Genomic DNA, 18,660 nt, shown 5'->3' with positions numbered 1-18,660 from the left:
GCGCTTTCGCGAGCAAGCCCGCTCCCACATTTTTGATCGTGGTGGACTTAGAGCTCGCGCCACATATGGATCTTGTCGAAGTAATCCTCGCCCACCCGCACCGCCATCGGTTCCAGGCCGAACTGGACGAAACCGCAACGCAGGTACAGGTTGATCGCGGCAACATTGCCGGCGGTGACAGTCAGCTTGATCAGGCGCAAACCCTGATGACGCTGTGCTTCGGCCAACGCTGTCTCGACCAGTTGCCGACCAATCCCGCCCTGGCGGACCTTGCTGGTCACGTACATGCCGAACAGCGTCACTTTATGCCGGGCCTTCTCGCGATATTCGAAAGCGAGGCCGACGATGCCCGCCAGGCGTCCCTCTGCGAACGCTCCGAGAACCACTTCCATCTTGCCGGTCAGGCGCGCCTCCCACCAACTCAACGGCATTGCCGCACGCTCGCGCACACTGGAAGTGAACGCCTGCGGATGCAGGTCATAGGCTTCGAGCATCAACTCTCGATAGGCCAGGGCATGGCTGGCGTCCAGGCGTTCGATCCACATGCTCAGGCCATCCGTTTTTGTTCAGGCATCAAGCGCGGCGCCGGGGACAGATGGAACGCTGCGGGTGCCCGCACCACCAGCAATGGCTCAGCGGCGAAAATCAGCAAGTCCTGGAGCGGGATCATGGCGGTCCTCGGCGTGGATGATCAGGCAATCGCGGTCAGTGATGCTCGATAAAACGGCAGGATCAGGTCCCGTGTCAATGGCGCCAGGCTGACACCCGCATCAGTGGTCGGGTCGATCCAGATCACCTCTTCGATCTCGGCGGCCGGGGTAACGTCGGCAGCGATCGCCAGTTGAAAGATTTGTGCCTGAACGACAAAACCTGGTTCGTTGGCGGCCGGCGCAGAGAACTCGCCAAGGAAGCTGGCCTGCTGCGGATCAATGAGCAGACCCAACTCCTCATCCAGTTCACGGGCCAGTGCTTGAACCGGCAACTCATGGGCTTCGATCTTGCCACCCGGTTGCATGAAAGCCGTGGTGCCGCGCTTGCGCACCAGCAAGGTTCGGCCGTCGGGGCCGATCAACAGGGCAGCGGCGATGCGGATAACCCCGATTTCGTTGAGTGGAGATTCAGCTGGATAAGACATCATTAACCAAGGATCCATGTGAAGGCCGCCAAGAATCCCACGCCTTAATGACTCGGCCAAGGGTTGAACATCAAAGGACCGGAACAGTCCTCCGAAAGGCCCGGAAATTTCCTACACGCGAGTTTGTTAGCGTGATCACTCCTTTTTTGGTCACTCGCCTACCTCGCCGCCATGGAGCGCCTTGCATGTCAGATATTTCATCTCTGAAAGAAAAAATCGATACCAGAACATTTCACCTATTTCTACTGGGTGTGATAACTGGAGGGCTATATTTCAACATCTGGATGTACAAGACATTTACCGCACTTGAGGAAGTCACTCGCATTAAAACCATAAGCCCGATGCTCTTCACGATTTACCTGGTCATCATCGGCAACATCACAACTCTCGCCCTCGTGCCTCACCTCTATGCCTCGATACTCTGGGTGGTTCTGCTCGTAACGCTTTTTGTAATCGCCATCAACTGGTGCTTCCAGGCACGAAGAGCCTTGAGGGCATATGCTTTGGCTGAACACAACTTCGAACTTCGTATGGGGCTGTTCTATACCGGACTATTTGGCTTCTATTACATCAACTACTGCATAAACACCCTTCCCCGAGCCAAACAGAAACACGAGAACAAAAATGCTTCAAACACCCCCCCTGAAAACCTGCAGGCGACAGGTGATTGAACAGAAGCGCTGACTTCAGCGCTCGCCGTGCAGAATAAACAGGCGCGCCTCGACTTCCCCCCCGGTGAGCGTGAGCGTCTGTTTCCACCCTTTGGGAAAGACCACGACATTCTCGGGCCGGGGCTTGCCAGTCACCCACCAGACGCGTTTTGCCGCGAGTTTCAAGGTCGAGACATCGTTGAAGAAAATCCAGTCCAGCCGCTGGGGTATCAGACGCCAACCGCCATAGTTGAACGGTCCTGCCGGCGCACCGCCTGCGGCTCTGGAGATGTACAGCCGTGGCTGGATACCTGTGGTGTTGTAGTAACTGAACGGCAGGTACCAGAACAACCCGTCGACGATGATCTCATCACCGGCCTGCGCCTGACTTTTTATCCCCTGCGCCACCGTATCCAGCCTGGCCAGCTTGCGTACGTCGGTTCCATTCAAGCCGTCCTGTTGGGCATAGACCTTCAACACGCCATGCACCTCGCCCGCAACAAACAGGCTCAAGCAGAGCAAAGCAATGACCGGTCGCTTTTCGGCCAGTCCATCCAGCATCACCGCAGCAATCAAGGCCAGACCCACGGCGGCAAAGACCAGATAGCGCGGGACGAACACCGGAACGATCCAGGAAATCAAAAAAACGGCAGTGACGCAAACAAAGAAATAGCTGATCAGCAGCAGGGTAAAGCGGCGATCGTTGCGCACATCGCGCAACGCCAGCACGCAACAAGCAATCATCACCGCAGTGACGACCAGCGCCCACCACAACCCGCCATCGGTTGCCGGGGTCATCACGGTGAATTGCGAGACAAGCCCCGGCAACATGTCCCATGCTGTCGGCGCGATCCACTCCAGGCCGTCCATGCGCCTGATCTGGTCAAACAGATGAGGCAACCAGGGCACATACAACGCGACAATCGCGACATTGGCCATGAGCCATTTGCGAACGGGTAGCACTGTCGGCTCGCCCGTCCCCAGCCCGGACCAGTACCACCAATGCACCAGCACGCATAACGCCGCAAAGTAGTGGGTATAGAACGCGGCGGCCATCAACAGCACGTAGATAATCGCGTACCGCAGCGATTGCGGCTTGCGGCTCCAGCACACCAGCGCGACCGTGGCCGCCATCAGCCAGAAGCCGAGCAAGGCGTACATGCGGGCTTCCTGGCTATAGCGAACCGATATCGGCAGAAACACCAGCAAAATCCCGGCGATGCAGGTCGCTCGTCGAGTGGCGTGCAGGCTCATCAGCTTGAGACAAAGCACCAGGGTGCCGACATCCGCCACCGCGCTCAGACCACGCACAGACGCAACGCCGTTGCCCAACAGCAGCGTCCAATAATGAAGAATCAGGTAATACAGCGGCGGGTGAACGTCCCCCGCCGTAGTCAACCAGATCAGTGCCGGCGCTCGCTCGCTGAGCAGCACGCTAAAGGCTTCGTCATACCAGATCGCCGGTCCTGAAATAGCGTGAAACCTGACGATCAACGCCAGGCCGACCAGCGCAATCAGGACCATTCGATAGGCATACAACTGCCGCTGACTCGCCTGGACAGCGGCCATTGCGCTCAAACGATCCTCTTGAGTGGGTGTATCTCTGTCGGCTCATCGCCGCTTTTGATGATGTCCTTGATGACATACCGCGGCCGATGCTTGGACTCCATGTAAATACGGCCGATGTATTCGCCCAGGATGCCGATGCCGACGAGCTGTACACCGCCCAGGAACAGAATGGCAGTCATCAGTGACGGATAACCGGGCACATCGTTGCCGAAGAGGATTTTGTCCAGGACCAGGTAAACCGCATACACCACTGCCATGAGTGAGATGGCGCCACCAATGTAAGACCAAACGCGCAGGGGTACGGTGCTGAACGAGGTGATGCCCTCGAGCGCCAGGTTCCACAATTTCCAGATGTTGAATTTGCTTTTACCGGCTGCACGCGCAGCCCGGTCGTACTCGATGACCCGGGTGTTGAACCCGGCCCAGGAAAGCACGCCCTTCATGAACAACTGCTGCTCCGGCAGACTCTTGATGACATCCACGACTTTTCGGTCCATCAAGCGAAAATCACCGACATTCTCCTCGATACGCGTCGAAGCAATCCGGTTGAGCAGGTGATAGAACATGCCGGCGAAATGCCGTTTGAAATAGCCGTCGGCCGAACGGTCGCGCCGTTTGGCCAGCACCACTTCAGCGCCATTGATCCATTCCTCGATGAGCCGCGAAATGACGCTGATCGGGTCCTGCAGATCCACGTCCATGGGAATGACGGCGTCGCCAGTGGCATGTTCCAGGCCAGCAAACAACGCAGGCTCCTTGCCGAAATTTCGCGAGAAGTTGATCAACAGCACATCGCTGTCGTGCCGGGCAATTTCACTGGCCAGCACCAGCGTGCGATCGGTGCTGCCGTCATTGATGAAAACGATTTCAATCTGAAACCGGCTCAGGGACGGTTCCTGGCGCACGGCCTGGTAGAACAGCTCGATCGACTGTTCTTCATTGAATACCGGAACGATCAACGAGACCTTCATGCGTCACGCTCGCGAAACACCACGTATTTGGAAAACAGGAAGCCGAACACCAGGCTCAACGCCGAAAACAGCGCGACAGTCAGCAAGCCGTGCAGCCGCCACAGGTCACCGAGATGGCCGACAGCAAAGCTCAGTGCCCCCATTGCCACCATGAACAGCAGATACCCGCCAACCGACGCCTTGCTGTCAAAGGTGTACAGCGCATTCATGTAGAAGGAAAACGAGGCGGCCACGCAGAAGGCCAACAGATTACTGACCGCCTGCCGCAGACCCGCCGCCACACTCAGCAGGAAAAAAATCTGCCAGTGAATCAGGGTATTTGCGACCCCGATCACCGTGTAGCTGGACAATCCTTTCCATAACCGTCTCATGCTGACAACCCTATGCTCAATCGTTGTGCCACCTATATTGATTTGAGCTTGTCTACTGTCAGAAATCGCAGGTATGGCCCCCTTTCAGACCAGCGGTATCCAACTTGTGTAAAGCCGGAGACATTCCGAAATACCCCGACTTTGCATTCGCCCGCGAATCAAGCCACCCTTCGCGCCGCCTATGTGCGGCGCGCAACCTTTCGCTACTTCGCTACGCCTTTGTTCAACACTCGTTCAAGAGCCTGCTGTCATGACATTCGAACGCGATCACCGGATCGATTTTTTTCGTGGTCTGGCATTGATCTTCATCTTTTGGGATCACGTGCCCCACAACCCGCTGGGGCAAATCACCCTGCGTAACTTCGGCTTCAGCGACGCCGCCGAAGTCTTCGTGTTTCTGGCCGGTTTTGCCGCGGTACTGGCCTACGGCAAGGTCCTGGCGCGGGAAGGTTTCCTGATTGCCTGCGTGAAAATCCTGCGTCGTGCCTGGGTGCTCTACGTGGTGCATATCTTCCTGCTGGCGATGCTGATGGGCATCGTGTTCTTCGCCAACAGTCACGTGGAAACCCGGGACCTGGTGGAAGAAATGGGCATGCGCCACTTCATCAGCGACCCGCAGCAAGCCCTGATCGATGAGCTGCTGTTGCGCTTCAAGCCAAACCTGATGGACCCCCTGCCGCTGTACATCGTGCTGCTGGCCGGGTTGCCGCTGGTGCTGCCGATACTGGTGCGCAAAGTCTGGCCGGTGGTGGCGGTGTCGTTGGCGCTGTACCTGACGGTTCCGCTGTTTGGCTGGAACCTGGCCGCCATCAAGGATGGCGTGTGGTACTTCAACCCCGTCGCCTGGCAATTGCTGTTCGTGCTCGGCGGCGCCGCCGCAGTGCTCTCGCAGCGCCCACGCGTACCCGAAACCCGGCCACTGCTACGCCAGCCGTTGTTCATCAGTGCAGCGATGTACGTGGTGGCCGCAGCTGCGCTCACCCTCCTGTGGCGCTGGCCGCAGTTGCACGATGCCGTGGTGCCGGACAGCCTGAACAAGCTGTTGTATCCGATCAGCAAGACCGACCTGTCGCCGGTGCGCCTGTTGCACTTCCTGGCGCTGGCCTACGTCACGGCGAAACTGCTTCCCGACACCGGATGGACGCAGAACTGGCTCGCGCAGCAAAGCTGCCGCATGGGGCGTTTTTCCCTGGAGATATTCTGTCTGGGCGTACTGCTGGCGCCCTTGGCCGACATGCTCAACGCATTGACCGACGATGCCGTCGCCATGCAGATCTGCACGGCGCTGGCCGGGGCCGGTTTGATGGCATTGCTGGCGCTGTGGCTGGAATTCAACAAGTGCTTGAACAAACCGGCGCCAGTGCTTGCCACGTAAAGCCGAATTGACCCCTCGTCAATTCGGCGTTGCACCGCTCGATAGCTGTGGCATCAGTGCTCGATAAAAACCTTCAACGGCGGTTCGTGCATCAGGAAGTTCTGGTGCGAGATGTTCCAAGCATAGGCGCCCGCGAGGGTGAACACCAGCAGGTCTCCTGTCGCCAACTGCGCCACCGGTTGTTGCCGGGCAAGGACGTCCTTGGGCGTACACAGCTGCCCCACCAGCGTGACGGTCTGATCCTTGAGCTGTGCCTCCTGTGTGCCGCGCAGCACCGTGAAGGGATGATCGTGACCCTGAGCTGCAGGCGTACGGAAGTGGTGAGTACCACCGCGGCTGATGGCAAAGAATTCGCCGTGGCTGCTCTTGATGTCCAGCACCTGCATCACGTAGTAACCACAGGCTGCGCTGATGAAACGGCCGATTTCGAAACGCACCCGGGTCGTGCCCATGTCGTACTCATCGATCAACCCTTTCAGGCCCTGGCAAAACCGTGGCCAGTCGAACGACTGCGCGGCGTCCTGATAGTTGATGCCCATCCCGCCGCCAACATTCAGTATCGGCAGTTGCAGCTCATGGTCGCTGCACAGCTGGCGGAAGGTCAGGAAGTAGCTGCGAATCAATTCAAGGTGCGCATCGACGTCCAGCTGATGCGAGAGCAGATGAAAGTGCAGCCCCTCAAGCTGCAGCGAGGGCTCTTGCTGCAGCACTTGCAGGGCATTGGCGAGCCCCTCTTCGTCCAGCCCGAATGGCGTGGGTTTGCCGCCCATGACCAAGCGGCTCTGCGGTGCCTGGGCCAGTTTCAGGTTCAGCCGCAACATCACGGGGGCTCGCACCCCGCGTTCGCTGGCGATGCGGGCCAGGTTGCGCAATTCGCTCACGCTCTCCACATGAAACGCCGAAATCCGATATTGCAAGGCAATGTCCAGTTCACGATCGAGCTTGCCGGGGCCACCAAAGATCAGCGGCTGGTCGGGGCACTGCTCATGCAGCCACGTCAGCTCACCGCCCGAGGCCGCCTCGAAACCGTCTACCCAAGGAGCCAGGGTTTTCAGCACGAGGGCTTCCGGGTTGGCCTTGGCGGCATAGAATAATTCGCAGTTTTTCGGCAGTACCTGGCGCATCGCCTTGACGTGTCGCTCAAGGGCCGGCAGGTCGTAGACGTAGGCGCACAATGGCTCATCATTTTCAGCCTTGAGTTGCTCGATGCGTTGGGTGACGCAGACCGGAAGGCTCATGCGCGTTTCCTCGTTTCACTGATCGCCAGCGGGCTGTGCAGTGAGGTGTATCCGGCCTCGCGGTCGGCGCGCATCATCAGTCGCGTCATGAAGTTTTCCTTGCTTGGGAAAGGTGCGCCGGCGCACAACTCACGCAGTTCCGGTGGATGGCCAAGACGCGCGGACTGCCTGTGCAGCAGATCGCCGATACGCGCCCACAAACGCTGCTCCAGCGCGTCGCTGCCGTTGGCCAGATGGAAGATCGCTTCGCCCAGATTGTTCACCAGTGCGCAGTAACCCACCCGTTGCCAGGCCTTTTGCGCACTGTAGTAAACCGATTGCCGGGTACGTTCATCCAGCGCGCTCAGGCGTTCGGCGGGCCAGATTTGCGGGACCAGCTTGGTCCCTTCCAGATCACGAATCCAGACCCGGCTGGGCAAGCCGTCTTCAGCGAAGCCGATGACCGTGTTCTGCAAATGCGGCTCCAGCACCACCCCCTGATTGAACAGGCAGTACAGCACGCCGCCGAGCATCTGGGTGGCATAGGCATCCAGCCAGTTCGATGTGGCTTGCTCGATGCTCAAGCCGGCGTTGTCGGCGTAGCGCTGGACCTGTTGACGGCAGACACTGCGACCTTGTTGATCCCAGGTGAACAGAGCCATTGCCACTTGCGGTCGATAGCGCTCACGGTCGGCGACGGCAAGGTTTTGTCGGTAAACGATACCGAAGCATTCGGTGACTTCGCGGGCCTCTTCCAGCGTACCCAGGGCACTGAGGTCCAGGCTGGTGGCGCTGGGTTCGGGCATCAGCATGAAACCGGGCTGTTGCGTCGCCAACTCGTCCATGATCGGGCCGAGCAGGTGCGTGAGGGCCACGGCGCTATCGAGTTCATACCAGGCGTTCTTGCGCACACAGTTGGTCAGGCGCACGTGCATCGAGAACTTCAGGAAGTACGCCATCTCTGGATGGTAGAGCGTGCGCACCGACGACGTCGGGTACATGGCTTGCCCCAGGGGACCAAGGTATTCGATAAGGCCCTGTTGTTGCGCGCGCTGCACCAGCGGATCGGCCAGCACCCGGGCGACTTCCCAGGGGTGGCACGGATAAGCGTCGTCGCGGCCAGAAAGCTGACGCAAGGTGCTGCGCGGATCCTCGCCCTGATGACGAAGCAGCGTCGGATCGACCTTGAACCAGTGCAACTGGAAGCTGGCGCCGACTTCCGGCGAGCAGGCCAGCAAATCGTCATGGGAGATGCCCTCACGACTTTTCGGGGTCGGATGCAAGGCATGGCCCCACAGTTGATGTTGCTCGGACGCCAGCAGGCTGTCGGCAGACTCGTTGGCCGGGCGGGCGTGACGCAGGAAGGTGCGGGTGATCTGCAGGCTGTTGGCGACCTGCTGCAGCATCTCGTCGACGCGCTCGACACCGCTCAGCGGCGTACAGATCAGCCGCGCCAGTTCAGCGGCGTTCAACGGCCGCCAGCTCTGGTTGTTACCTTTGAAATAGGGGGCGCTGATGTAGTGGCAACGACCCAGGATGCTGACGCGACCGACGCGTACCACCAAGCGGCCATTGGGCAGTTGAATGCAGATGCAACGGCCGTTGACCTGGCGCAGGCTCATTGGCAGATCCTGCGCCTGATAGTTCAAGATGGCTTCGTTGCGCGGCAATGCGTATTCGCGCAGATAGCAATTGAGCAGGCACTCGATGGCATGGCGCTGGGCTTCGCCATCCAGGGCATGGTCATTCAGGGATACGGCGACGAGCGATGCAGTTTTAGCGAGCGTCATGCTGGAATCTCCCGGGAAGTTTTCAGTAGAGGGTATGCGAGCACCATGGCCGCGATGGCCGCCAGACACGCAACGAGAAAGGGTGACGCGACGCCACAGGCCTGACTGACCAGGGCGGCGGTGACACCGGCAGCGGTGCCGGCCCATTTGCCGCTGGAGTCGAACCAGCCGAACAGGCGGCCGGCGCTGCCTGCGCGGCTGCGCTGGCTCAGGCAACGGTGCAGGCCGACAAAACTGAGCAAAATGCCAGCGCCGCTGAGCAGACGCAGCGCAAACAGCGGTTCGGCCTGCACGCTCCAGAATTGCAGCGCGTTACTGATGGCCAGCAGCGCCAGCCCCGGCAGCAGCAGGTTGCCTTGATGCTTCTGGACCCAGGGCAACGCCAGCAGATAAACCACATGCGGCAGGCTGTAGAGCACGCCAATCAAGGCATCGCTGCCAATGCCCAACTGTTCGCCGAACGGCACGAAATAGGGAAAGGTGACGACCATCGCGAAGCTGAACAGGAACTGCACGGCCAGCAGCCGCGGCAGGTCTGGTGGCAGCTCGCCCAAGGCCTTGGCGACCTTGCTGCCCAAGGCATTTTTGGGGGCGTCGTTGGGCAACGGCAGGATGAGCACGAAAGCCAGCAATGGCAGCCAGGCCAGATAGCGATACAGACTCAATCCCAGGCCTTGCGAGGTCATCAGTCCCAACAGGATCGGGCCGCTGATCATCGCCAGGCGCGCCGAATACTGCGTCCAGTTCAGGGCCCGGGACAGATCGCCCTGCTTGAACTGGGTCGACAGGTAGGCGTTGGACGCCGCCATCGCCCCGCCGAAGGTGCCCTGGATGATCAACGCCAGGACGAACACCGGCAGATTCGGGCTGAAGCCGGCCAGCAGAAATCCGGCAAACAACCCGGCGTGGGCACGCAGCAACGACAAGCGACAACCGTTGCGGTCGGCCCAGCGCCCCCACATCGGCGCCGCCAGTGCGGTGCAGAGTGTCGGCAGGACGAACAGCACACCAATGGCCCAGCCAGGTGTGTCAGGCGCGAGATCGGCGAGGATGCGCGGCAGGTACAACGGAATACCGAGCGCAGTGAAGGCGGACAGGTAATGCCCCAACAGGACGCTGGTGATCAGGCGCCGTTGCATGGCACATCCTCCAGCAGAAAGTTTGCCGCACTGTAGCCATAGAACTTGTTGATATCGCTGGCACCGGAATGCGCCTTGCTGAACAGGCTGCCAGCGCTGAGCAAATATTTGACCGGCAGTTTCGGCTTGTCCAACAGCCATCGGTGCGCGTCATGGCAATCGATGCCTTCGGCTTCGAGTTGATGCAGGCAGTTCATCAATCTCTGGCGCAGCATGCCGTACAGACTGGACCGTGTTGCCAGCCCCGCGGTGGCGATGGCTTCCAGGATCGCCACGATATTGAGCTGCAAGGTGATGGTGCAGAACATTTCGGCCAACGGCTGGGTGCTGTCGACGCGAATGCGTTCATCCTGCAACGCTGCCGGCAGGTCAGCGAGATCCGGGCAGGCCGCCGCGAAGCGCCGAGGCCACAGCCGCGCGGCGTCGTTGTCCTTCATCAGCAGGCGCAAGGGCTGGCCTTGTTCGAACATCAATACGGCGTTCTGCTGGTTGGCTTCCAGTGCAATGCCATAGCGCAACCACAGACGCAGATGGACCTGCAGCAACAGATCGAGGTATTCGCCCAACCAGTGTTGCCAGGAACCTGCGTAGTAGCGCTCGACCAGTTGTTCGAGGAACAGGCTTCCATCGGCAAGCGGGCTGGCCAATGCCGCGACAGGTACCAGGGTGACCTTGTCCAGGCCCACCGGATAACGGCGCACGATATAGGCCAGGTGCCGACTCTCGGCGGCATGCCCTCCATGCTTTTCGTCGACGTGCAAGAAACGTGAGGCCAGTGCCGGATCGCGCTCGGTCAAGGCCAGCAGTGTGGTCTGGAACCAGTGACCGTCGTACAGCGTGCTCGGTTTGATCAGGCGCAAATTGCGCGCGCCGAGCGTGCTGACCAACAACGGCAGCTTGATATGCCACTGCGGTTGATCGATACAGACCACCGTGCGCACCGACAGCGTGGGCTCGACCGGCATGGCCGAACGTGGCGCCTTGAGGGTTCCTTCAGGCAGGCCGTATTGCTCAAGTTCGCTCCAGGTCAGCGGGTGTACCGGCAATAACGAATGGGTGTTGTGCAAGGTCGGTGACAGGCCGACTTCCTCGAAGTCCGGCCAGTGAGGCGGCTGCGGGCTGGTCAGGGTCAGGGCGTGGTTGGGAATCGCCAGCCAGTTGAGCTCGAAGCGCGGTGCAAACTCCGGCGCGTAGCCTTTGAGCGCGTCGGCATCGAAGCCACTTTTGGCCCGCGCCGTTGGATAGAACGGGTGATCGAGGTAGCTCGCCAGTTGATCGATTTTCAGTAACCGCTGCGACCAGTCCGGCAGGCCAGTCACGTCGTTCAGCGCCGGCGCATATTGGCGATACGCCTGATTGCACAGCGCCCGGTGTTCGGTCGCGCAATCGGCTTCCTTCAAGTACGCGGCAAACAGCGTCAGGCTTTCTTCGTCCAGGCCGTGGCTCAGGTGGCTCAGCCACAGCCGGTAGCCGTGTTGAACCTCACCGGGGTTGTGCGCCGACACCTTGATCCAGGCGTCGCCCGTACTCACCCAGTCCTGCAATGGATAGGCCTTGACCACAGGGAGCCAGAGTTCATCGGCGCCCAGGTGGGTGATGCACAGCCAACTTGCGTCGCACTGTTGTGGCAAGAGCTGGCCAAGGGCTGCTGGCAACGTGCCGATCCGCCCTGCGCTGACGATCTCACGGATGTCCTCGCGCAGGCAGCAATCGATAATACGTCGGGTCATGAACGCCTGATCCGCGTCCTCCGGTCGCAGGCTCATGCGACCACCCACTTCAGGTCGCCGAGCATCGAGTTCAATTGCGCGTCCAGGCTCGTTTCATCCGGTGCGATCAGTCGCAGGACACCGACATAATCCTTGTTGGAATGGCTGATGGTCACGGTGTCGCCGGTAGTGTGCAGCGCCCGGTAATCGCACCAATGGCCTTCCCGCTCAACGTTGAAGCTGGCACTGGCCTGATCCAGGCGCCCCGAACGATCGGCAACCAAGTAATGAACGGTGGCCGCGGCTTGCGCCGGCTGCGCCTCGATCAGGCGGTCACCCAGATGCAGAGCCACGATGCGGTCGAACCAGCCCTGTGGCAGCAGCCGATCCAGCAGGAACTCGCGGCCATCGCCGATGCTGCGATAATTGATCTCGACCAGCACCGGACCTTGCGCGGTCAGAATGAACTCGCTGTGACAGACCCCGAAATTGACCCCGAACGCTGCGACTTGAGCCAGCGCGGCGGCACGCTGGGAACTGCACAGCGGACCGTTCCAGCGCGCCGCCAGCTCGACGAAATGCGGTGGTGCAGAAAGGCTGACGTCGAAGCCGCCGATAGCTTGCAGATTGCGCCCGTCGCCCAGGGTTTCGAGGGTGAACAACGGGCCTTCCATGTACGCTTCCAGCAGCAATGCCCGATCCGGTTGCTGCTGCCAGAAGCTCTCACAGTAAGCGCTCAATTCAGCGGCGTTGTGACACAGTCTGACGTCGAGGCTGGCGACGCCTTCGCGGGGCTTGGCGACCACCGGCCACGGTGCATCGCTCGGCACTGCGGCGTTCGATGTGAGCACCTGGAACCATGGCCCGGGCAGACCCAGGCGCTGCATGCGTTCGCGCATGGCCGCCTTGTTCTTCGCCGCGTAGCACAGCCGCCAGTCCTTGCCGGGGCATTCGAAGGCCTCGGCAACCATGGCTGTTGCGGTCTGCAGGTGATCGCTGTTGGAGAACACGGCGCCAGGACGCAGGCCTTGACCATTGATCATCTCGATGACTGCGAGCGGATTGAACACATCGCACTCGATCACCTGCAGCTGTTGCGGCGAAATAGCCGAAGTGGCGAGCAGGCGTCTGTGCTCCTGAGCGTGGTCGGTAATGACCACGATCGGCAATCCGCGTTTGTGCGCGGCAGGCACGAAACCCTCCAGAATTGCAGGGTGGGCGACATGAGCAAGGATGACGAATGGTCGTTGCATGGCAGGTTCCTGGAGGCAGCAGTTGCCCGTCCCGCGGGATCGGGCAACTGGTTTACGGGGCGCGGCTGCGCGGTTTAGAAGCGGTAGTTGACGCCGAGAGTCAGCGAGCGCTGCGGCGCGGGTTGACGACCCCAGGGACTGGTGTCGATACCGCGGTAGTAGTACTCGCGGTTGAACAGGTTGCTGATGCCTGCCGACGCGGTCAGCAGGCTCTTGTCGGCCAGCTTGAACTCACGCTCGATAGCAGTGTTCCAGAGCCAGTAGGCCGGCAGCTTGCCGACGCTGGCTGTGGCGTCTTCATCGCCTGAGTTGGCGGCATCGGTGTAGGCACTGCTGACGTACAGGCCGTCGAGGCTGTAGGTCCAGTGCTCGGCGAAACGGTAGCGACCGTCAACCGTGAACTGATTGCGCGAAGCGAACGGTACTTCGTTGTCCTTGAACTGGCCGTTGCGTTGCTTGGCATCGAGGTAGGCATAGCTGGCATGCAGGTCCAGGTCACGCATGGCATCCGGTGTCCAGAAAACTTCGGTCTCGATACCCTGGTGACGGGTGCTGCCCAGGTTCTGGAAACGGTCGGTCGTGGAGTTGTAGGCGATCTGGTCGTCGAAATCGATGCGGTACACACCGAAGTCGGCGCGAAAGCCGTCCCACGGGGTATAGCGCACGCCGGTCTCGTAGTTCCACGCCAGCTCGGCACCGACATCGCCTTCCTTGACGATCTGCGTGACTTGCGGCGGACGCAGGGACTTCTGGGCATTGGCGTAGACAAACCAGGCGTCGCTCGCTTGATAACCGACCGTCAGGCCTGGCAGCCATTCCTCGGATTTGTTCTCGCGGGAGACACCGGTGATGCCGTCGCTGTAGTCCATGCGCGCGTTTTCGTAGCGCACACCCGGGGTGATGGTCAGGCGACGATCGAGCAGGCCGATTGCGTTGCTGAGGTAGAACGCACGGGCGTCATCGTCGAACGTCCAGTCGCGGAACGGTGCCGTCACGCCGGTAGCGAGGCTCTGGCGATTGACCTTGTAGTCGATGTCTTCCTTCACATAACGAGCGCCCAGCAACCAGGTCTGGCCGACCGTGTCGCCGTCGATGGTGCCACTGATGCGCGGCTCCGTACCCCAGACTTTAAAGTCGCGTGGCCCGTCCTGCTTGGTCACCGCCGTGCCGTCCGGGGTGAACGGCAGGCCGACCACGAAGTTACGGTAGCTGTCGTGGGCGAAGTTGGTCCAGCTGACTTCCACCGAGTCAAACGGCCCCATGCCGCCCAGGCGCTGGGTATACGTACCCCAGACGCGATTGGTGTCGCCTTCGAATCTGTCCAGGGGACGCGTCGATTGCCGTGGATCATCCTTGTAATCCTCCACGCTGAGCGCGCCGGCCAGTTCCATGTCGGCCTTGTAGCGCTGGATACCGAAACTCAGGTCGCGATCGTCGTCGATGTTCCACTGGCCACGCAGACGGTAGTTCTGCACATCCGTGTCGGAGTGCTCGCGACCGTACTCGCCTCCCAGGGTGTTGACGTCCAGCTGCAGGCCGAAGTTGTCGGTCAGGTAGCCACCAGTGCCCAGGTAGGTGTCCCACAACTGGCGCCCGCCGGCGTTGAAGGTCAGCTTCTCCTGCAGCGTGGTTTCCCACTCTCGCGGAATCGGCTTGCTGATGAAGTTGATCACCCCGCCGACGTTGTTCGGACCGTATTGCACCGCTGCGCCCCCACGCACGACGTCAATACGATCGACCATGGCCATGGTCACTGGAAACAGCGACAGCCCCGTCTGGCCGTAGGGCGCCAGTGCCAGGGGAATGCCATCGGACAACGCCTGGATCCGGCCGCTGCGACTCTCGTACAGCCCGCGTACCGAAATCTGAGGCAAGGCGCCGGTGCCGGTTTCGTCAAAGATCTTGATGCCCGGTACCCGTTGCAGCGCGTCGTCCACGCCGCGCACGCTCGCCTTGCTCAGTTCGCTGGAGTCGACCACGCTGCGGCTGCCGGCGTAGGTACGCACCTCCTGATCGCTGGCCGAGCCAAGAACGTCACCAGAAATAACCGTAGGTGCCAGATCCAGGCTACCGGCAGGCTCGGTGGATTGATCGGCAGCCATGGCACCATGGCAAATACCCAGGCTGATCAGGCTGAGTGATAAGTGAAGCGATTTTGTTTTTTTCATCAGAACTTCGTTGGCTCATCTTTACTGTTGGAAAGAATGCAGGTGGGCTTTCAATGCCTTGTGCAGCACCCCCCGGTCTTCACCTGCGAGAAAGCTTTTGATACCGCGAGCACGCCACAGCGCGTTCTGTTCAGCCGTGCGCGGATTTGCGCAAAATGGAATGGCGGCGCCCTGGCAGGCATCGGCCATGTCTTGCAGCATTTGCCAGACCTGAGGATGGAGCGGGTCAGGTCCCAGACCTAGATCGAGCGACAGATCCAGTGCGCCTTCCATGATCATGCCCACCCCTGGCAGTTGCAGGATCTCGCGCAGCGCGTCGACGCCCTCGCGACTTTCGATCATGGGAATGATCGGCGTCTGGCGATTGGCCAATTCGATGTATTCGGGTAACGGCAGGCGACCGAATCCGGTAATGCGTCCGCCGGTTATGCCGCGTTTACCCAGGGGTGGAAAACGCGCCGCTTCGATGGCGCGCTGAACTTGCGCAGCACTTTCGGTGCGTGACAGCACAATCGCCTCGATACCGGCGTCTAGAGCCCGCCCGATCAGTTTCTCGTCCACTTGCGGGATGCGCAGCCAGGGCGAAATACCCGCGGCTTCACAAGCGCGGACACAATGCATGAGGTCTTCTTCGGAGCGCAGCAAGTGCTCCACATCAAGAATCACGAAATCGTAGCCCGCGAATGCAATCATTTCGCAGAGCATTGGAGAAGGGACGGAGTTGAGCAGGCCGAAGACGGTTTTCCCTTCTTGCAGCCGGGAAAAGACTGGAGAAATTCGCAACACTGACACAAGTCCTTTAGGTCGAATTGTTGCCAATAGTAATCATTTACATTAGTAAGTACATCAGTTTTACAATTAAAATCAATTTCATGCGATGTCGAATCGCCACATCTTCGGGGCGAAAATCGACGCAAGTCCATGCCCGCCTGGGCATCGCCAATCATGGGCCGGGATATATTTTTTTATGCAGGGAAAAGGTGCGTGAGCTCCCGAGCGGTAGCTGTGGAGTGTGGTGGTCTGGTTATGAACTCCATGCCGTTCTGCGCCACGAAGCGTGGCGCAGAACGTCCATGAAACGACCTATTACGAACTTACAGCAGCCTGTGCAACGTTGCGCGGCTGCAACTTGAACACGTAGAACAGCACGGTCAGCAGCACCAGGAATGCCGGGCCGACATACAGCGCCACGCGGGTATCCGGGAAGTAGGCCATCAGGCCGACTACCAGCACCAGAAACGCCAATGCCACGTACGAGCTGACCGGATACAGCCACATCTTGTACTTCAGGCCGGCACGCTCGCTGGCGCTCAAGCCTTTGCGGAACTTGAGCTGGGACAGCAGGATCATCACCCAGGTCCAGATCGCGCCAAACGTGGCAATGGCGGTGACCCAGACGAAGACTCTTTCCGGTGCCAGGTAATTGAGCAGCACGCCTAGCAGCAATACACCCATCGACAGCAGCAACGCACGACGCGGCACGCCGTTGCTCGAAGTCTTGGCGAAACCGGCCGGGGCCTGGCCGTTCTGCGCCAGGCTGTAGAGCATGCGCCCGGTGCTGAAAATGCCGCCGTTGCAGGAGGACAGCGCAGCAGTAATCACCACGAAGTTGATGATACCGGCAGCGGTCTTGATGCCAAGACGCTCGAAGGTCATCACGAACGGGCTGCCTTGGGTGCCGATTTCATTCCACGGGTAGATCGACAGGATCACGAACAGCGCGCCGACGTAGAACAGCAGAATTCGCCAGAACACCGAGCCGATCGCGTCGGGAATGGTCTTCTGCGGGTTCTTCGCTTCACCGGCGGTCAGGCCGATCATTTCCACGCCCAGGTAGGCGAACATGACCATCTGCAGCGACATCAACACGCCTTGCACGCCGTTGGGCATGAAGCCGCCATGGGCCCACAGGTTGGAAATGCCCAGTGCCACGCCGTCGTTGCCGAAACCGAAAGCGATAATGCCGATGCCGCCAAGCACCATCGCCACGATGGTGACGATCTTGATCAGGGCGAACCAGAACTCGAACTCACCGAAAGCCTTCACCGCGATCAGGTTGATCGAGCCCATGCTCACCAGCGCCGCGAGCGCCCAGATCCAGCGCGGTACATCGGGGAACCAGATGCCCATGTACACCGCCACGGCGGTAATTTCCGCGACACAGGTCACCACCCACAGGAACCAGTAGTTCCAGCCAGTGAGGAAGCCCGCGAGCGGGCCAAGGTAGTCCTGGGCGTAACGGCTGAACGATCCGGCGACCGGGTTGTGCACGGCCATCTCACCGAGGGCACGCATGATCACCAGGATCGCCAGACCACCGATGATGTAGGACAGCATGATGGCGGGACCCGCCATTTCAATGGCTTTGGCCGAACCGAGAAACAGGCCGACGCCGATACAGGCGCCAAGGGCCATCAGGCGAATATGCCGTTCACCGAGTTCGCGTTTGAGCGGACCGCCCTGAGCGGTACCGTCATGGGGCAGGTGATTGCCGACTGCCATAGGGTTCTACCTCATTTTGTTATTGATTTGACCACCGAGTGAAGAAGCGCTGAACGATAGCCATTGCTTCTGCGACACCGGTCCTGCGTTGTGGGCGGGACCGTCGAGCAGGTAAAACCTGCCCGATCAGGGGACGTGCAGTATAAAAAGCTTAAAGCAGGGTTTTTCACTCTATAAATAACAACATTTAGCCATAAGTCCCGGCAAATGCCGGTATTGCGGAGGTAATTTACCTGACCAATGTAGGATTATTCGCGATTGAAACGGCGCGGAGTATTGCACAGCATTGGTGCATCGTCATGTGCCTGAGAAAGACCATGCTTACTCTTGGAAAGCTCTATCTCAATACTTTCAGGCTCACACCTGCCTCCCACTCTGGCGACAGGCTTGTGTGACCAGAGGACTTTTGTGGCGAGGGGGCTTGCCTGTGGCGAGGGGGCTTGCCCCCGTTGGGCTGCGCAGCAGCCCTGAAAGCGGCGGATGCGGTTTATCTGACATTACAGGGTGATTATTGAGGGTTGCTGCGCAACCCAACGGGGGCAAGCCCCCTCGCCACAGGCAAGCCCCCTTGCCACAAATGCCTGTCGCCACACCGGCGTCATGTGCCTGCGAAACACCGCCCTGCCCCTTGGAAAGCTCTATCTCAATACTTTCCGGCTTACACCTGCCTTCCACTCTGGCGACGGAATTGTGTAACCAGAGGGCTTTTGTGGCGAGGGGGCTTGCCTGTGGCGAGGGGGCTTGCCCCCGTTGGGCTGCGTAGCAGCCCTGAAAGCGGCGGATGCGGTTTATCTGACATTACAGGGTGATT

Annotated in this window: 16 protein-coding genes; 2 read left to right on the top strand and 14 right to left on the bottom strand. The window is 59.9% G+C overall.

Going from position 1 to position 18,660, the window contains the following annotated elements:
• Positions 1 to 47 precede the first annotated feature (47 nt).
• Genes ASE98_RS20710 through ASE98_RS20705 form a run of 3 tightly spaced genes read right to left on the bottom strand, consistent with a single transcriptional unit; the run spans position 48 to position 1,138 of the window.
• Positions 48 to 545 carry a GNAT family N-acetyltransferase gene (locus tag ASE98_RS20710; RefSeq protein WP_060543187.1) on the bottom strand — a complete coding sequence of 166 codons (498 nt, stop codon included), beginning with the start codon at positions 543 to 545 and terminating at the stop codon, positions 48 to 50.
• Between the two features lie 2 nt (positions 546 to 547).
• Positions 548 to 670 carry a hypothetical protein gene (locus tag ASE98_RS27495; RefSeq protein ID WP_256352678.1) on the bottom strand — a complete coding sequence of 41 codons (123 nt, stop codon included), beginning with the start codon at positions 668 to 670 and terminating at the stop codon, positions 548 to 550.
• A 21-nt stretch (positions 671 to 691) separates the two neighbouring features.
• Positions 692 to 1,138, bottom strand: a complete 447-nt coding sequence (locus ASE98_RS20705; protein WP_060543186.1) for an NUDIX hydrolase — start codon at positions 1,136 to 1,138, stop codon at positions 692 to 694.
• A gap of 182 nt (positions 1,139 to 1,320) precedes the next feature.
• Here ASE98_RS20705 and ASE98_RS20700 point away from each other — a divergent pair, with 182 nt between their 5' ends.
• The gene (locus tag ASE98_RS20700) at positions 1,321 to 1,806 is read left to right on the top strand and encodes a hypothetical protein (protein WP_060543185.1); all 486 of its coding nucleotides are present in this window, start codon (positions 1,321 to 1,323) and stop codon (positions 1,804 to 1,806) included.
• 15 nt (positions 1,807 to 1,821) lie between these two features.
• On the opposite strand, the gene ASE98_RS20695 is transcribed toward ASE98_RS20700, so the two are convergent.
• From ASE98_RS20695 to ASE98_RS20685, 3 genes are read right to left on the bottom strand one after another with little or no spacing between them, the layout of a single operon-like run.
• Positions 1,822 to 3,354 (bottom strand): glycosyltransferase family 39 protein, encoded by a 1,533-nt coding sequence (locus ASE98_RS20695; RefSeq protein ID WP_060543184.1) that lies wholly within the window; start codon positions 3,352 to 3,354, stop codon positions 1,822 to 1,824.
• A 5-nt stretch (positions 3,355 to 3,359) separates the two neighbouring features.
• Complete coding sequence (locus ASE98_RS20690; protein WP_060543183.1) at positions 3,360 to 4,325, bottom strand: glycosyltransferase family 2 protein; 966 nt, start codon at positions 4,323 to 4,325, stop codon at positions 3,360 to 3,362.
• A complete protein-coding gene (locus tag ASE98_RS20685) occupies positions 4,322 to 4,696 on the bottom strand; it encodes a GtrA family protein (protein WP_060543182.1) in 375 nt (124 codons plus the stop codon). Before ASE98_RS20685 ends, ASE98_RS20690 begins: the two co-directional genes overlap by 4 nt.
• Before the next feature lie 250 nt (positions 4,697 to 4,946).
• Here ASE98_RS20685 and ASE98_RS20680 point away from each other — a divergent pair, with 250 nt between their 5' ends.
• The gene (locus tag ASE98_RS20680) at positions 4,947 to 6,071 is read left to right on the top strand and encodes an OpgC family protein (RefSeq protein WP_060543181.1); all 1,125 of its coding nucleotides are present in this window, start codon (positions 4,947 to 4,949) and stop codon (positions 6,069 to 6,071) included.
• A 53-nt stretch (positions 6,072 to 6,124) separates the two neighbouring features.
• Here ASE98_RS20680 and ASE98_RS20675 read toward each other — a convergent pair whose 3' ends face one another.
• The 8 genes from ASE98_RS20675 to ASE98_RS20640 form a co-directional block, all read right to left on the bottom strand.
• Complete coding sequence (locus tag ASE98_RS20675) at positions 6,125 to 7,309, bottom strand: type III PLP-dependent enzyme (protein WP_060543180.1); 1,185 nt, start codon at positions 7,307 to 7,309, stop codon at positions 6,125 to 6,127.
• Positions 7,306 to 9,078, bottom strand: coding sequence for an IucA/IucC family protein (locus ASE98_RS20670; RefSeq protein ID WP_060543179.1), 1,773 nt, complete (start codon positions 9,076 to 9,078; stop codon positions 7,306 to 7,308). Before ASE98_RS20670 ends, ASE98_RS20675 begins: the two co-directional genes overlap by 4 nt.
• Complete coding sequence (locus tag ASE98_RS20665) at positions 9,075 to 10,217, bottom strand: MFS transporter (protein ID WP_060543178.1); 1,143 nt, start codon at positions 10,215 to 10,217, stop codon at positions 9,075 to 9,077. Before ASE98_RS20665 ends, ASE98_RS20670 begins: the two co-directional genes overlap by 4 nt.
• Positions 10,202 to 11,983 (bottom strand): IucA/IucC family protein, encoded by a 1,782-nt coding sequence (locus tag ASE98_RS20660; protein ID WP_060543177.1) that lies wholly within the window; start codon positions 11,981 to 11,983, stop codon positions 10,202 to 10,204. Before ASE98_RS20660 ends, ASE98_RS20665 begins: the two co-directional genes overlap by 16 nt.
• On the bottom strand, positions 11,980 to 13,179 hold the full coding sequence (locus ASE98_RS20655) for an ATP-grasp domain-containing protein (protein ID WP_060543176.1): 1,200 nt from the start codon (positions 13,177 to 13,179) through the stop codon (positions 11,980 to 11,982). Before ASE98_RS20655 ends, ASE98_RS20660 begins: the two co-directional genes overlap by 4 nt.
• Positions 13,180 to 13,253: 74 nt before the next feature.
• Complete coding sequence (locus ASE98_RS20650) at positions 13,254 to 15,347, bottom strand: TonB-dependent receptor family protein (RefSeq protein WP_060543175.1); 2,094 nt, start codon at positions 15,345 to 15,347, stop codon at positions 13,254 to 13,256.
• Between the two features lie 21 nt (positions 15,348 to 15,368).
• On the bottom strand, positions 15,369 to 16,052 hold the full coding sequence (locus ASE98_RS20645) for an aldolase/citrate lyase family protein (RefSeq protein ID WP_156465535.1): 684 nt from the start codon (positions 16,050 to 16,052) through the stop codon (positions 15,369 to 15,371).
• Between the two features lie 381 nt (positions 16,053 to 16,433).
• Positions 16,434 to 17,849 carry an amino acid permease gene (locus ASE98_RS20640; protein ID WP_060543173.1) on the bottom strand — a complete coding sequence of 472 codons (1,416 nt, stop codon included), beginning with the start codon at positions 17,847 to 17,849 and terminating at the stop codon, positions 16,434 to 16,436.
• Between the last annotated feature and the right edge of the window lie 811 nt (positions 17,850 to 18,660).

It is taken from the genome of Pseudomonas sp. Leaf48 (assembly GCF_001421885.1).
GTDB lineage: Bacteria > Pseudomonadota > Gammaproteobacteria > Pseudomonadales > Pseudomonadaceae > Aquipseudomonas.
The sequence above is the reverse complement of the archived record's forward strand: the minus strand, read 5'-3'. Positions and strand labels throughout refer to the sequence as shown.

What these genes read in the sequence shown, in the direction of transcription:
- ASE98_RS20705 (WP_060543186.1), bottom strand. Translation starts at nt 1,138, where the DNA reads ATGATGTCTTATCCAGCTGAATCTCCACTCAACGAAATCGGGGTTATC.
- ASE98_RS20655 (WP_060543176.1), bottom strand. Translation starts at nt 13,179, where the DNA reads ATGCAACGACCATTCGTCATCCTTGCTCATGTCGCCCACCCTGCAATT.
- ASE98_RS20680 (WP_060543181.1), top strand. Translation starts at nt 4,947, where the DNA reads ATGACATTCGAACGCGATCACCGGATCGATTTTTTTCGTGGTCTGGCA.
- ASE98_RS20665 (WP_060543178.1), bottom strand. Translation starts at nt 10,217, where the DNA reads ATGCAACGGCGCCTGATCACCAGCGTCCTGTTGGGGCATTACCTGTCC.
- ASE98_RS20710 (WP_060543187.1), bottom strand. Translation starts at nt 545, where the DNA reads ATGTGGATCGAACGCCTGGACGCCAGCCATGCCCTGGCCTATCGAGAG.
- ASE98_RS20690 (WP_060543183.1), bottom strand. Translation starts at nt 4,325, where the DNA reads ATGAAGGTCTCGTTGATCGTTCCGGTATTCAATGAAGAACAGTCGATC.
- ASE98_RS20640 (WP_060543173.1), bottom strand. Translation starts at nt 17,849, where the DNA reads ATGGCAGTCGGCAATCACCTGCCCCATGACGGTACCGCTCAGGGCGGT.
- ASE98_RS20675 (WP_060543180.1), bottom strand. Translation starts at nt 7,309, where the DNA reads ATGAGCCTTCCGGTCTGCGTCACCCAACGCATCGAGCAACTCAAGGCT.
- ASE98_RS20695 (WP_060543184.1), bottom strand. Translation starts at nt 3,354, where the DNA reads ATGGCCGCTGTCCAGGCGAGTCAGCGGCAGTTGTATGCCTATCGAATG.
- ASE98_RS20685 (WP_060543182.1), bottom strand. Translation starts at nt 4,696, where the DNA reads ATGAGACGGTTATGGAAAGGATTGTCCAGCTACACGGTGATCGGGGTC.
- ASE98_RS20700 (WP_060543185.1), top strand. Translation starts at nt 1,321, where the DNA reads ATGTCAGATATTTCATCTCTGAAAGAAAAAATCGATACCAGAACATTT.
- ASE98_RS27495 (WP_256352678.1), bottom strand. Translation starts at nt 670, where the DNA reads ATGATCCCGCTCCAGGACTTGCTGATTTTCGCCGCTGAGCCATTGCTG.
- ASE98_RS20670 (WP_060543179.1), bottom strand. Translation starts at nt 9,078, where the DNA reads ATGACGCTCGCTAAAACTGCATCGCTCGTCGCCGTATCCCTGAATGAC.
- ASE98_RS20650 (WP_060543175.1), bottom strand. Translation starts at nt 15,347, where the DNA reads ATGAAAAAAACAAAATCGCTTCACTTATCACTCAGCCTGATCAGCCTG.
- ASE98_RS20660 (WP_060543177.1), bottom strand. Translation starts at nt 11,983, where the DNA reads ATGAGCCTGCGACCGGAGGACGCGGATCAGGCGTTCATGACCCGACGT.
- ASE98_RS20645 (WP_156465535.1), bottom strand. Translation starts at nt 16,052, where the DNA reads ATGCTCTGCGAAATGATTGCATTCGCGGGCTACGATTTCGTGATTCTT.